We start from the raw sequence: 13109 nt of genomic DNA, 5'->3' as shown, positions 1-13109 counted from the left end.
CCCTCCCGAGGCCCGCCAAAGCGACTGACCACGTGGTCATCCCAGCGACGACGCACGCGGTGCGCGGCTGGAAGGACCTGGCAGCCACCCGACGGAGCGCACTGGCCGACGCCTGGGACCTCCTCACCGCGGACCCGACGAGGACCTCCCCGACGATGCACACACTCCGCGGAGACCTGCAGTTCGTCGCCCACGGCGGCCGGACGCACGAACAGTGGCAGCTCGAGCTGCCCGGTGGCGCACGGATCTGGTACTACGTGGACGACTCGACCGTGTACCTCGTGAAGGTGCACACCCGGCATCCGAACCAGACGAAGTGACCGTCTGCGCGCGGTGCTCGTCCAGGGTCAGACGTCGCGGAGTTCGCGGTCGCGGAACCACTTGAGCAGCCACGCGGCGCTCGTCCGGTCGAACGACCGGGGGAAGTCGGTCGAGCCGGTCAGGAACGGGCTGAAGCCGTCCTCCGCCGTGACGTCGTGGTCGTCGAGGCCCCGGTAGGCCATCGACCAGTCCTCGAAACGACGGCGCTCGATGTCCTCGCGGATGAGTGAGGTGACCTCGCGGTGCCGCGGGTCCTGCGCGATCGTGGCGAAGCGGTCGTCGACGCTGATCGCGGGCCCTTCGAGGAGCTGCATGAAGCGGCCGTCCTTCGCCACCAGGAGGCCCGAGACACCGAGCGCTTCGTTCCGGAATCGGGAGCCGCGCAGGAGCTCGGTCATCGCGGCGTCGTCGAACGGTTCCACCGCGCGACTCATGTAGACGATCGAGACCAGCACGCGTCCATCCTGCCGCGTCAGGCGGCCCGACGTCCCACCGACGACTGGAATCGGACGAGCGGGAAGGTGGTCGTTTCGCGCGGAGGAGGTCAGAACTTCCGCCTCACCACGCGCGATTCGACGTCCTACGCGCGATTCGACCTCCTGCGCGCGGATCGCGACGGGCCGACGCGGCGGCCCCGGGCGGACCTGTGGAGAACTCGCCGCGCCTAGGATCGAGCGCATGGCGACCGTCCTCCTCGTCCGGCACGGACGCACCACCGCGAACGCGACCGGGCTCCTCGCGGGCCGCACGGCCGGCGTCGCGCTCGACTCCGTCGGCAAGCAGCAGGCGGCGACGACCGCGGAACGCATCGGCGCGATCCCGCTCGCCGCGATCGTGTCCAGCCCGCTGGAGCGCTGCCGGCAGACCGCCAGGGCGATCACGGCGTTCCAGCAGGGGGAGCCGCAGCAGTTCGTCGAGCGGGGGATCACCGAGGCGGACTACGGCGAGTGGCAGAACCGGAAGCTCAGCGAGCTGGCGAAGGAGCCGCTCTGGCGCGTGGTGCAGTCGAACCCGAGCGCCGTGGTGTTCCCGGGCGGTGAGTCGATGCAGACCATGCAGTCGCGGGCGGTGGCGGCGATCCGGCGGCTCGACGCGCAGATCGAGGCGGAGCACGGCGCGAACGCGGTGTGGGTCGCGGTGAGCCACGGCGACATCATCAAGTCGGTGCTGGCGGACGCGCTCGGCATGCACCTCGACCTGTTCCAGCGCATCACGGTCGGCCCCGCGTCGGTGTCGGTGGTCCGGTACGGGGAGCACCGGCCCGAGGTGGTCGCGACGAACACCGAATCGGGTGACCTCTCCTGGCTGGCGAAGGCCCCGCCGACGGGCGACGCTCCGGTGGGCGGCGGAGGGGGTACTGCCAGTCCCTGAACGGTCGCAGCCGCCCGCTCCTACAATGCGGGTATGCCCACCATCGTCCACGGCTTCGACTGGCCGGACCGTCTCGTCGTCGGCACCATCGGGCGCCCGGGTGAACGGTCCTTCTACCTCCAGGCGCGCGCCGGCCGCCGCGTGGTGAGCGTCGCGCTCGAGAAGGAGCAGTCCGCCGTGCTGGCGGAGAAGCTCGACGAACTCCTCGACGAGGTCGCCACGGTGGAGGAGAACCGCTTCAGCGTCCCGCCGTCGGTCCCGCGCGAGCTGTACGACGTCGATCCGCTCGACCAGCCGGTGGAGGCCGAGTTCCGGGCGGGTGCGCTCAGCCTGGGCTTCGACCCGGCGACGGCGCAGGTGGTCATCGAGGCGTACCCGATCGACGACGACATCGAGATCGTGTCCGAGGAGGACGAGGACGGCGTCGAGGTCGAGGCGGTCGTCGAGATCCCGGAGCCCACCGAACTGCTGCAGGTGAAGATCCCGGTCGGGACCGCGCGGGCCTTCGTCGAGCGCACCCGCGAGGTCGTGGCCGCTGGACGGCAGCCCGGCGACGCATGAGCGACGGCGCCGGCCTGACCCTCACCGCCCGCATCCGCGAAGCCTCGAATGCCACCTTCCTCGCCGAACTCGACGGCCACGAGGTCGTCTACAAGCCCATCGCGGGCGAGAAACCGCTGTGGGACTTCCCGGACGGCACCCTCGCCGGTCGTGAGTACGCGGCGTTCCTGGTGTCCGAGGCGTTCGGCTGGCGGGTCGTGCCCCCGACCTGGCTCGGCGACGGCCCCCTCGGTCGCGGCATGGTCCAGCGCTGGCAGGACGTCGACCCGGACCAGGACGCCGTGGACCTGCTGCCGACGGACGAAGCCGAGCAGGACGAGCGCGTCAAGACCGTCCTCGAGGCGATCGATGAGCACGACCGTCCGGTCACCCTGGTCCACGAGGACACCGCCGCACTCCGCCGGATGGCCGTCTTCGACGTCGTGGTGAACAACGCGGACCGCAAGGGCGGCCACGTGCTGGCGATGCCGGACGGGCACCGGCACGGGGTCGACCACGGGCTCACCTTCCACGTCGAGCACAAGCTCCGGACGGTGCTGTGGGGGTGGATCGACGAGCCGCTCGACGACGAGGAGCGCGCCGGACTGGAACGGGTCACCACCGCCTTGCACGGGGACCTCGGTGCGCAGCTCGAAGAGCACCTGACGGTCGACGAGATCGACAACCTCGAGGCGCGGTGCGCCGCCCTGGCGGCCGTCGGCCGCTTCCCCCCACCGGCCGGGTACGGTCCGGCGGTGCCCTGGCCGTTGTTCTAGACGCACCGGACACCGGACGGGAGGCCCGTGGCGACGCCGCCACGGGCCTCCCGTCCGGTGGGTGCGGACGTCAGCCGAAGCGGCCGAACCCGCCCCAGTCGTCGTCGCGGAAGAGCGCGCCACCGCGCCGCGACCCGAGGTAGGACCCGACCACCGCGACGCCGAGGTCGTCGTTCTCCGGCGCCGTGACGGTCCCGTCCACGCGCCGCGCCATCCCGTCGATGAACCGGGCGAGCCCCGGGTCGTCGCCGAGGCGGAAGAACGTCGTCTGTGCGCCGAGCCGGTGCGCGTTGTCGAGCTCACGGACGCTGAGCGCGATCGTCATCGGGTCCGGCGGGTAGCTGAAGAACACCTGCCCGTTCGGTTCGAGGTGCGACGTCGGTTCGCCGTCGGTGACGATGAGCAGCACGGGCTGCGCCGTCGGGTGCTTCCGGAAGTGCCGGTTCGCCAGCAGCAGGGCGTGGTGCAGGTTCGTGCCCTTGTCCCACATCGCGTCGAGGCCGACGAGCTGTTCGACGTCCATCACCTCGGCCTCCCGACCGAAGGCGATCAGCTGCAGGTCGTCGCCGCGGAACCGCGTGGAGATCAGGGTGTGCAGTGCGAGGGCGGTGCGCTTCATCGGCACCCAGCGGTCCTCCATCGCCATCGAGAACGAGGTGTCGACGAGCAGCGCCACGCAGGCCTGGGTCCGCGCCTCGGTCTCCTGCACCTCGACGTCGTCGATGGTGAGGCGGACACCGGCCCCGGTGCGACCGGTCGCGGCCGTGCGGGTGACGGCGTTCGTGATCGTCCGCGGGATGTCCCACGGCTCGGTGTCGCCGAACGCCCATTGCCGGCTCGCCCCGGACGGCTCGCCGGAGGCGCCGGACCGCTGCAGGTCCCGCGCGCCCTGGCGACCGGACATCTTCTGGGCGACGTCCTTGAGCAGGCTCTTGCCGAGCTGTCGCATCGCCTTCGGGGTGAGCTTGTACTGCCCGTCCGCTCCGCGACGCATCGAGCCGGAGTTCTTCAGCGCCTTCTCGAGCTGCTGCAGCGTCCGGGCGTCGACCGCGGCCTCGGCGCCGAGCTGGCGGGCCAGCGACTCCAGGTCGAGGTCGTCGAGGTCGGATCCGGGGCTCGACTGGGCGAGCTGTTCGGCGAGCGAGTCGAGGTCGGCGATGTCCTGGAACACCCCGGTGCCGTCGCCGAGCCCGAGGCCCTGCTCGCCGTCCATCTGCTCGGAGCCGCCCCAGTCCTCGCCGGGACGGAGGGCTCGGAGGTTCCCGTCGAGCTGGCTCAGCGCACCCATCAGGTCGGGGCTCCCGAACGCCTGCTGCGCCAGCGCGTCGAGTTCGTCGCGCTGCTCCTGCGTCATCGAGTTCCGCATGCGCTGGGCGGCTGCGGCCCGGGCGGCGAGGTCGTCGAGCAGCTCGTCGACGTTCGTCGGGTTCGACGGGAAGTACTCGCCGTGCTTCGCCATGAACTCGTCGAACTGCTCCTGGGAGTCCGTCCCGGCGCGGTGGTCCTCGAGGAGCTGGTTGAGGTCCTGCATCATCGCCTGGACGTCGGCGCGGTCCTGGTCGTCGGCGTTCTCGAGCGCCTGCTTCATGCCTGCGAAGCGCTGGTCGAGCATCTCGCGGCCGAGCAGGTCCTTGATCTCCTCGTACTTCTGCCGCGCCGTCGGGCTCTTCCAGTCGTAGGTGCCGAGCTCGCTCACCGCGGCGGCGGGTGACGGCGGCAGGCTGTCGAGCTGCATCTCGGCCAGGGCACGGTCGCCGTCGTCCATCTCGGTGTCCCGTGCGAGCTGCCCGCGTTCGGCGAGCAGTGCCTCGTCGAGCAGCTCCTGCACCTGCCGCAGCGTGCCGTCCAGGTTGTGCTTCGCCGTGAGTTCGCGGCGCTTCTCGGCCACGCGGCGCGCGAGGTCGTCGAGCCCGCGCTGGTCCCGACCGCCACGCCGGAGGAACTCGCGCATGGCCCGCTCCGGGGAGTACCCGGCCATCACGTCCTGGCCGATGACGTCGAGCGCCTCGGAGAGGTCCGCCGGTGGTGCGAGCGGGTCCGGGCCGCCCTCGTACCTGCCGTACCGGGTGTCCCGTGCCAGCCGGCGGTTCTGCCGGCTAGCCATAGACCGCTTCGCCCCCGCCCGACTCCTTGCTGATCTTCCGCGCGAGGAACAGGCCCTCGAGCGCGAGCTCGATCGCACCGGCCCGCTCGCCGTCGTTCGTGGCACCGAGCCGTTCGCAGATCTGGTCGTAGAGGTCGGACTCGCCGAGTGACGGCAGCCCTTCGAGGAAGGTGCGGGCGGAGACCTGCTCGCCGGTGGTCACCATCGTGCCGCCATCGAGCGCCTCCACGAGCTGCCCCAGGTCGAGGCCGCGGAGTCGCGAGCGGACCGTCTCGGCGGTGGCGGTCCGGAGCAGGTGCTCGAGGACCTCGTCTGCGCGGTCTTCCTCGCCGGACTCGAACTCGATCTTGCCGCCGAGGACGTCGACCGCGGTCTCGAGGTCGATCGGGCGTGCGACCGGGTCGGTCTCGCCCTGTCGTGCTGCACGGTGGACCGCCGCGGCGGAGACCGTCTCGGCGCCGGCGATCGAGAAGCGGGCGCTGACACCACTGCGCTGGTCGACCGCGCTGGACTCGCGGAGGGCCCGGGTGAAGCGGGCGAGGATCTCGACCAGGGCGTCCGGCACGTCGGCGGTCAGGTGGGCCTCTTGCCGGATGACAGCGATCTCGTCGTCGAGCTCGATCGGGTAGTGGGTGCGGATCTCGGCGCCGAAGCGGTCCTTCAGCGGGGTGATGATCCGGCCGCGGTTCGTGTAGTCCTCGGGGTTGGCGCTCGCCACGACGAGGACGTCGAGGGGCAGTCGCAGCACGTAGCCGCGGATCTGCACGTCGCGCTCCTCCATCACGTTGAGCATCGCGACCTGGATGCGTTCGGCCAGGTCGGGGAGCTCGTTGATCGCGACGATCCCGCGGTGCGCGCGGGGGATCAGCCCGAAGTGGATCGTCTCCGGGTCGCCCAGGCTGCGGCCCTCGGCGACCTTCATCGGGTCGACGTCGCCGATCAGGTCGGCCACGGAGGTGTCCGGGGTCGCCAGCTTCTCGACGTAGCGGTCGTCGCGGTGCCACCAGTCGATCGGCATCGCGTCGCCGAGGTCCTCGGCACGCTTCCTGCTCGCGGTCGTGATCGGTTCGTACGGGTGCTCGCCGAGCTCGGACCCGGCGATCACCGGGGTCCACTCGTCGAGCAGGCCCTGCAGGGTGCGGAGCAGGCGCGTCTTGCCCTGTCCACGCTCACCGAGCAGGACGACGTCGTGGCCGGCGATGAGGGCTCGTTCGAGCTGCGGGATGACGGTGGTCTCGAACCCGTGGAGGCCGGGCCACGGATCGGTGCCCTCGCGGAGGGCGCTCAGCAGGTTGTCGCGGATCTCGGCGCGGACCGTCTTCTGGACGTGACCAGAGGTGCGGAGCTCGCCGACCGTTCGGATGTCAGGTCGGGTCACCTCTTCGAGGGTACGCCCCGGCAACCCCGCGCTACTTGTGTCATCTCATGGCAGCCGCAATGATCATCAACAGGGTCGTCCGGCTGCCACTGCGCCGACGTGCCCGCGAACGGCGACGGAGCCGGATCACGAAATAGGGGGATTCGGCTCCGCGCCGGCCCCGCTCGTTCCGGCCGTGAACCATCCGGGCGATCCGCGCGTACGTTCTCATTCTGTGCCGGGCCTCGGGGGTCCGGCGAGTGAGGAGCATGCCGCGATGACGAGCGCGAGCGGGTTGCAGGAGGGGCAGGTCAAGAGCCTGGTCCCGGCCCGGATGGACCGACTGCCGTGGACGAGGTTCCACTGGAGCGTCGTGGTGGGACTCGGGATCTCGTGGGTCCTCGACGGCCTCGAGATCCAGATCGTCTCGAACGCCGGGTTCCAGGCGGACCTCGGGCTCTCCACCCAGCAGGTGACCTCACTCGGGACGATCTACCTCTTCGGCCAGGTCATCGGCGCACTCGTCTTCGGGCGACTGTCCGACCGGCTCGGGCGACGGAAGCTCTTCATCCTGACGCTCGCCATCTACCTCATCGGCTCCGGCATCGCGGGCTTCGCCGGGGACTTCTGGTTCCTCGCGGTCTTCCGGTTCGTCGCCGGGCTCGGAATCGGCGGCGAGTACGCGGCGATCAACTCGGCGATCGACGAGCTCATCCCGTCGAAGTACCGCGGCCACGTCGACATCGCCATCAACGGCACCTACTGGGGCGGCGCCGCCCTCGGCGCGTTCGCCAACATCTACCTGCTCGACACGTCCTACTTCGCCGAGAACGTCGGGTGGCGCATCGGGTTCTTCCTCGGCCCGGTGCTCGGCATCGCGATCATCTTCCTGCGACGGCACATCCCGGAGAGTCCACGCTGGCTGATGACCCACGGCCGCGAGGAAGAGGCGGACGCCACCGTCGCCCGGATCGAGGCCGAGGTGGAGCGGGAGTCGGGCAAGCCGCTCGAGCCGGTCGACGAGTCGAAGGCCATGACCATCACGCCGATGGACAAGGTCCGGTTCACCACGATCGTGAAGGTGCTCTTCCAGCAGTACCCGACCCGCACGCTCGTCGGCGCGACGATGATGATGATCACGCAGGCCTTCCTCTACAACGCGATCTTCTTCACGTACGCGCTCGTCCTGACGAACTTCTTCGGCCTGAAGACCTCGGAGACCGCGGTCTACTTCTTCCCGTTCGCGATCGGCAACCTGCTCGGCCCGCTCGTGCTCGGCCGGCTGTTCGACACGTGGGGCCGTCGGCAGATGATCTTCTCCACGTACCTGATCTCCGGGCTCGTGCTCGCGGTGTCCGCGTTCCTGTTCCAGGCGGATGCGATCAGCGCGACGGTCCAGGTCGTGTTCTGGTGCATCTCGTTCTTCTTCGCGTCGGCGGGCGCGTCGAGCGCCTACCTGACCGTGAGTGAGATCTTCCCGCTCGAGCTGCGGTCGCAGGCGATCTCGTACTTCTTCGCCCTCGCCCAGGTCTTCGGTGCGATCGCACCGAGCATCTACGGCGCGTTCATCGGCGACGGGTCCTCGCGCGAGCCGCTGTTCTGGGGCTACCTGCTCGGTGCCGCGATCATGATCGCCGGTGGAGTCGTCGCGCTCATCTTCGGTGTCGACGCCGCGCGGAAGGGCCTGGAGGACATCACGCAGCCGCTCTCGGTCATCGCGAAGGAGGAAGAGGCCAAGCGCTGATACCCGAAATACGGAATTTTTAGCGACTGACGCTCGATCCTGCTCTACTCCTGGGAACGACCTCCGCCGGGGGTCTTCGACGGTGGGAGTGCAGTGATGCGGAACCGGGTGGCGCACGGCCTCCACAGGGCCAAGATCGGTGGATCCGTCCACCGATCCGGCCGACGGCACGACGGCGAGGCGCGCCGTGCATGACGCTGGCGGCATGGGATTCCACGAGACGGCGGACATCCCGGACGTGTACGCGGGACGCGGTCGGGAAGCACTCGGCGTGCCGCGCAGCCTGCTGCGGGACGCGGTGTTCCTCCGGTTGCTCGACCGGATCCTGCGTGGTGACTACCGACGCGGACAACGACTCCGCCTCGACGCGCTCGCGTCGGACATGCGGGTCTCCCGGACGCCCGTCCGTGAAGCCCTGGTCCCGCTTGAAGCGCTCCAGCTCGTCTCGGTCCAGCGGTACGTCGGGGTGGTCATCACCCAGTGGTCGCTCGAACAGATGAAGGAACGGATCCGGCTCGGGTGCACGATGCTCGCCGAGCCGCCCGCGAACGCCGGCGCGACCACGGACCCGTTCGACCCGGCGTGGATCCGGGACTGCTCGACCGAAGCCGGCGCGTTCGTGGAACTGACGGCCTGGCTGTTGCGGCGCACGGGTGCCTCGGTGAGCGCGGACCTGCTGGCATCGCAGCGGCCGGTGCTCGACATGTTCTACACGGACGACATCGCCATGGCGAACGGCATCGACGCAGTGGTCGACCGACGGCAGCGCCTGCTGCTGGTCGAACGGGCGCAGGACGCCGCGGCCGCCGACGACCTCGTCGAGTGCACCCGACTCGTCCGGGCCCTCGGGGAAGCGCTCATCGCCCTGCCCGACCGCTTCCGGGTCGCCGCATCGGCATGACCGGGCGCCGGGGCTGCGTACCCCCCGAACGAGGCACGCCGAGCCGACCGGGTTGCCGGGTGGCGAGTGCCCGCTCGGGTATCGTCCCCCGGCGAGCGGCCGGAACCCGAGGCCGCTCGGAGGGAGCGTGCCCGTGCCCGAATTCGACGACGTCCTCGACGCCCGGCGTCGCCCGACCGTGGTGTCCGGCCCCGGCCACCGGGTCAGCGGCGCTCGCCACAACCGCGGTCGGCGTGACCTCGGCGTCACGCGGCTCGTCACCGGGATCGGCATCGCCGTGGCGGTCGCCGTGACGAGCGCGACCTCCCTCTCCGCCTACGCCGCCTACGACGTCGGGCACGGGTTCCAGCAGCGCGCGGTCGACGTCGGCGGGGGAGCGGCCTCGACCGACGGGGCGTTCAACGTGCTCGCGATCGGCGCCGACAACGACCCGGACCAGGGCACCGCGTACGGGGACCGTGGCGCCACCCTCAACGACTCCAACGTCCTGCTCCACGTGTCCGCGGACCACACCAGCGCGGTCGCGGTGAGCTTCCCCCGTGACCTCGTGGTCGACCAGCCGGCTTGCGGCGGGGAACCCGCGGTCACCGACGCCCCGATCAACCTCGCCTACGGACGGGGCGGCATGGACTGTGTCGTGAAGACCGTGGAGCACGTGACGGGGATGGACATCCCCTACGCGGCACAGGTCAGCTTCCAGGGCGTCATCCGGATGTCCGATGCCGTCGGTGGCGTGCCGGTGTGCGTCACCGACGCCGTGGACGATCCCTACACCGGGCTCCAGCTCTCCGCGGGCGAGCACACGGTGTCGGGCAAGACGGCGTTGGCGTTCCTCCGCGACCGGCACGGCGTCGGGGACGGCAGTGACCTCTCCCGGATCTCGAGCCTGCAGCAGTTCTTGTCCTCGCTGCTCCGGAAGGTGAAGGGCGACGGCACCCTGAGCAACCCGACGAAGCTCTACGGCCTCGCGAAGTCGGCGTCGAAGAACGTGACGCTCTCCACCTCGCTCGCCAAGCCCTCGACGATGGTCGACATGGCCGGCGCGTTCGAGGGCATCGGCCTCGGGGACATCACCTTCGTGCAGTACCCGGGGAGCGTCGACGACCCGGCCTTCCCGGGCAAGGTCGTTCCGGACCAGACGACCGCGGACCGCCTGATGCGCGCGGTCCGGACTGACCGTCCGTTCAGGCTCGACGCCGGGGCGACCGGACGGGGCGCGACCGATGCGGCCACGAACGCCGGCTCTGGCTCCGGCTCCGGCTCTGGCGCCGACCAGACGGCGGACGCCGGCGGCGCGGACGACGCGAGCCGGGCCTCCAGGCAGGATGCGGCGGGTGCCGCGGCGGCTCCGAAGGCCGACCCGACGGCGACCACGAAGCCCCAGGAGATGTCCGGAGTGACCGGGCAGACCGCCAAGCAGAAGACCTGCGCGGTGGCCGCCGGCTAGCGCCGCTCACCGGAGATCCACGCCGGTTCCACACTGAATCGCAAGCCGCGCCTGTGGCAGCCTTGTCCGGTTGCCGTCCCCGCGGTGCGGCCCGCCGGTCGTCGCGAGGGTCCCTCGGCGGCGTCGATCAGGGCGTCCGCCATCGTGTCCGCCGACGACAGGAGTGCCCGTGAACGACGTCCGTGATCGATCCCACCGCCTCAACCGAGCGACCGGGATCGCCCGCCACGGACGCCTCCACCGGCACCGCCCCTTCGGGACCATCGCGAAGGTGCTCTCCGGGGTCGTCGCGGTCGCACTCGTCAGCTCGTTCTCCGTCGCGGCGATCGCGGCGAAGCAGGTCTCCGACGACCTCGGCGACGGTGTGGCGATCCAGGGGCAGCCCGTCACGAAGGCGAAGAGCGGCGGCACCGCACTGAGCGCGTACAAGGGCGGCTTCAACATCCTCGTCGTCGGCACGGACAACGACCCGGCGCAGGGCACCGAGTACGGCAAGCGCGATGCGACCCTCAACGACGTCAACATCCTGCTGCACGTGTCCGCCGACCACACGAACGCCACCGCGGTGAGCATCCCGCGCGACCTCGTCACGCCCATCCCCGCCTGTCAGAAGACCGACGGCTCCGGCACCACGTCGGCGATGGCCGCGCAGCCGATCAACACCGCATGGGGCGACGGCGGCCTGAACTGCGTCGTGCAGACGGTGCAGGGGCTGACCGGCCTGGACATCCAGTACTCGGCGGCGGTGTCGTTCAACGGCGTGATCGAGATGTCGAACGCGATCGGCGGGGTGCCGGTCTGCGTCGCGTCGCCGATCCACGACCAGTACACGGGACTCGACCTGCCCGCGGGGACCACGACGCTGCAGGGGTCGCAGGCGCTGGAGTTCCTCCGCACCCGGCACGGCGTCGGCGACGGCTCGGACCTCGGGCGCATCTCGAGCCAGCAGGTGTTCCTGTCCTCGCTGCTCCGCACGGTCAAGTCGAACTCCACGCTGACCTCGCCGACGACGCTCTACAAGCTCGCTCGGGCGGCCGCCTCGAACATGCAGCTGTCCCAGAGTCTCAACGACATCGGGACGATGGTGCAGATGGGGCGGGCGCTGCAGGACCTGCCGCTCGCGCAGGTGAACTTCGTGCAGTACCCGGGTTCGACCGGTGGCACGGGCGTGTACGCCGGCAAGGTGGAGCCGACCACGTACCTCGCAGACGAGCTCTTCGCGAAGATCAAGTCCGACCAGTCGTTCTCGCTCGGGGCGGACAGCACGGGCATCGGGTCGGAGACCGCGCCGAGTGCGTCCGCGTCGCCGTCCTCCGCCGCGTCGGCTCCGGCAGCTCCGGCGTCCGCGCCGGCTGCCGCGTCGTCGCAGGCTGCGGCGCCGTCCACGAGCGCGCCGTCCGCTCCCGCGACGTCGTCCACGATCGACGGGCTGCAGGGGCAGTCCGCCGATGAGCAGACCTGCTCGAAGGCGTTCGGCTCGTAGCCTGCGGCCCGGGTGGGCGGGGGCCCGTCGCGGGGCGCTGCGCGGGTTGCAGCCCGGGCTCTGCGACGAAAGCGACACCGCGCGGACAGATGCGCGGCGCAGAGGTGTACGCGGTGTCGCTTTCGTCGCGCACACCCCGCGCCCCGCGCCCGGACCGCCCGCCCCCCGCGCCCGGACCGCCCGCCCCCCGCGCCCGGACCGCCCGCCCCGGACGCACAAGCGGGGACGCGGCCGGAGCCACGTCCCCGCGGAGCCGCTCCCCGGCGGACCCGGTCATCGGGCGAGCCGGGCCCAGGCCAGAGGAGCGACGCTGGGTGCTGTGTCGCGACGACGGGGACGAACCCCGGAATGTGATGCCGCGTCCCGATGAGACTAGTGACCGGGGTACGTCCCGACAACCCCTCCGCGTCCCCACTTCGGGGGACCGTGCCGCTCGCCGCCGAAACGCCGAGCGGGTCGAGAGGACCGTCGTCCTCCTGTATGGTTGTGTGAGCGTCCGCAAGGGCGCATGGAGACGTCGCATAGTCCGGCCGAGTGCACCACCCTGCTAAGGTGGAGTCCCCTTTGAGGGGACCGAGGGTTCAAATCCCTCCGTCTCCGCACGAAGCCAAGTACGAAGCCCCTCTGGTCAACGACCGAGGGGCTTCGTCGTTCCCGGGAGCGGAGTTGACCCCGGAAGCGAGTCAGGCGGCGCCGGTGGAGTCGAGCCACCGCATCCAGCCCTCGAGCTGCGCCTTCGCGCTGTCGAGCGTCCGGTGCTGCCCGCTCACCTCGCCGTCGGAGGACCGCACGGCGTACCCGTCGTCCCAGGAGACCTCACCGACCAGGTCGAGCCCGGAGGAGCCCTGCCAGTGGCTGTCGTCGACCTCGGTCCAGAGGATCCCGTCGTGGAGACTCATCGGCTGGACCCCGTGACGGCACGCGGTGCGGTGCGTGGTGATTGCATGACTGCTTCCGGTCGGCTTCGGACGAGCGTTCGTACCAGCGGCCAGGGGTCTGGGGTCACCTGACGTGGACAGTAGTCCGATCGGCTGCAGGTGGGCAGAAGACGGACTGGAGGCTCGG

The 13109-nt window shown here is 70.7% G+C and carries 12 protein-coding genes and 1 tRNA gene; 9 read left to right on the top strand and 4 right to left on the bottom strand.

Features of this window, described 5'->3' with window-relative positions; translation table 11 throughout:
- Positions 1-32 precede the first annotated feature (32 nt).
- Positions 33-320: a hypothetical protein gene (locus tag EDF27_RS08210; protein WP_243698256.1), complete on the top strand. Its 288-nt coding sequence runs from the start codon at positions 33-35 to the stop codon at positions 318-320.
- Between the two features lie 27 nt (positions 321-347).
- On the opposite strand, the gene EDF27_RS08205 is transcribed toward EDF27_RS08210, so the two are convergent.
- Complete coding sequence (locus tag EDF27_RS08205; RefSeq protein WP_165931402.1) at positions 348-776, bottom strand: BLUF domain-containing protein; 429 nt, start codon at positions 774-776, stop codon at positions 348-350.
- Between the two features lie 223 nt (positions 777-999).
- Between EDF27_RS08205 and EDF27_RS08200 the strand changes: the two genes are divergently transcribed.
- Genes EDF27_RS08200 through EDF27_RS08190 form a run of 3 tightly spaced genes read left to right on the top strand, consistent with a single transcriptional unit; the run spans position 1000 to position 3008 of the window.
- Entirely contained in the window at positions 1000-1692 is a 693-nt protein-coding gene (locus EDF27_RS08200) for a histidine phosphatase family protein (protein WP_123655755.1), read from the top strand.
- Positions 1693-1725: 33 nt separating this feature from the next.
- A complete protein-coding gene (locus EDF27_RS08195; RefSeq protein ID WP_123655754.1) occupies positions 1726-2253 on the top strand; it encodes a DUF3090 domain-containing protein in 528 nt (175 codons plus the stop codon).
- Positions 2250-3008 carry an SCO1664 family protein gene (locus EDF27_RS08190; RefSeq protein ID WP_123701809.1) on the top strand — a complete coding sequence of 253 codons (759 nt, stop codon included), beginning with the start codon at positions 2250-2252 and terminating at the stop codon, positions 3006-3008. The genes EDF27_RS08195 and EDF27_RS08190 overlap by 4 nt, the downstream gene beginning before the upstream one ends.
- Before the next feature lie 70 nt (positions 3009-3078).
- Here EDF27_RS08190 and EDF27_RS08185 read toward each other — a convergent pair whose 3' ends face one another.
- Positions 3079-5112 carry a VWA domain-containing protein gene (locus EDF27_RS08185; protein ID WP_132048135.1) on the bottom strand — a complete coding sequence of 678 codons (2034 nt, stop codon included), beginning with the start codon at positions 5110-5112 and terminating at the stop codon, positions 3079-3081.
- Complete coding sequence (locus EDF27_RS08180) at positions 5105-6490, bottom strand: ATP-binding protein (protein ID WP_132048133.1); 1386 nt, start codon at positions 6488-6490, stop codon at positions 5105-5107. Before EDF27_RS08180 ends, EDF27_RS08185 begins: the two co-directional genes overlap by 8 nt.
- Before the next feature lie 256 nt (positions 6491-6746).
- Here EDF27_RS08180 and EDF27_RS08175 point away from each other — a divergent pair, with 256 nt between their 5' ends.
- The 5 genes from EDF27_RS08175 (at position 6747) to EDF27_RS08155 (ending at position 12644) form a co-directional block, all read left to right on the top strand.
- The gene (locus EDF27_RS08175; protein WP_132048131.1) at positions 6747-8213 is read left to right on the top strand and encodes an MFS transporter; all 1467 of its coding nucleotides are present in this window, start codon (positions 6747-6749) and stop codon (positions 8211-8213) included.
- A gap of 205 nt (positions 8214-8418) precedes the next feature.
- On the top strand, positions 8419-9114 hold the full coding sequence (locus EDF27_RS08170) for a GntR family transcriptional regulator (protein WP_123701818.1): 696 nt from the start codon (positions 8419-8421) through the stop codon (positions 9112-9114).
- Between the two features lie 133 nt (positions 9115-9247).
- Entirely contained in the window at positions 9248-10561 is a 1314-nt protein-coding gene (locus EDF27_RS08165) for an LCP family protein (RefSeq protein ID WP_132048129.1), read from the top strand.
- A gap of 169 nt (positions 10562-10730) precedes the next feature.
- Positions 10731-12044: an LCP family protein gene (locus EDF27_RS08160; RefSeq protein WP_123655747.1), complete on the top strand. Its 1314-nt coding sequence runs from the start codon at positions 10731-10733 to the stop codon at positions 12042-12044.
- Positions 12045-12554: 510 nt separating this feature from the next.
- Positions 12555-12644, top strand: a tRNA-Ser gene (locus tag EDF27_RS08155).
- Between the two features lie 83 nt (positions 12645-12727).
- On the opposite strand, the gene EDF27_RS08150 is transcribed toward EDF27_RS08155, so the two are convergent.
- The gene (locus tag EDF27_RS08150; RefSeq protein WP_123655746.1) at positions 12728-12943 is read right to left on the bottom strand and encodes a hypothetical protein; all 216 of its coding nucleotides are present in this window, start codon (positions 12941-12943) and stop codon (positions 12728-12730) included.
- Between the last annotated feature and the right edge of the window lie 166 nt (positions 12944-13109).

Origin of the sequence: Curtobacterium sp. PhB136, assembly GCF_004346855.1 — a bacterium.
Lineage (GTDB): Bacteria > Actinomycetota > Actinomycetes > Actinomycetales > Microbacteriaceae > Curtobacterium.
The sequence above is the reverse complement of the archived record's forward strand: the minus strand, read 5'-3'. Positions and strand labels throughout refer to the sequence as shown.

Coding starts and splice junctions, on each gene's coding strand:
- EDF27_RS08200 (WP_123655755.1), top strand. CDS start 1,000: ATGGCGACCGTCCTCCTCGTCCGGCACGGACGCACCACCGCGAACGCG.
- EDF27_RS08195 (WP_123655754.1), top strand. CDS start 1,726: ATGCCCACCATCGTCCACGGCTTCGACTGGCCGGACCGTCTCGTCGTC.
- EDF27_RS08190 (WP_123701809.1), top strand. CDS start 2,250: ATGAGCGACGGCGCCGGCCTGACCCTCACCGCCCGCATCCGCGAAGCC.
- EDF27_RS08185 (WP_132048135.1), bottom strand. CDS start 5,112: ATGGCTAGCCGGCAGAACCGCCGGCTGGCACGGGACACCCGGTACGGC.
- EDF27_RS08175 (WP_132048131.1), top strand. CDS start 6,747: ATGACGAGCGCGAGCGGGTTGCAGGAGGGGCAGGTCAAGAGCCTGGTC.
- EDF27_RS08170 (WP_123701818.1), top strand. CDS start 8,419: ATGGGATTCCACGAGACGGCGGACATCCCGGACGTGTACGCGGGACGC.
- EDF27_RS08150 (WP_123655746.1), bottom strand. CDS start 12,943: ATGAGTCTCCACGACGGGATCCTCTGGACCGAGGTCGACGACAGCCAC.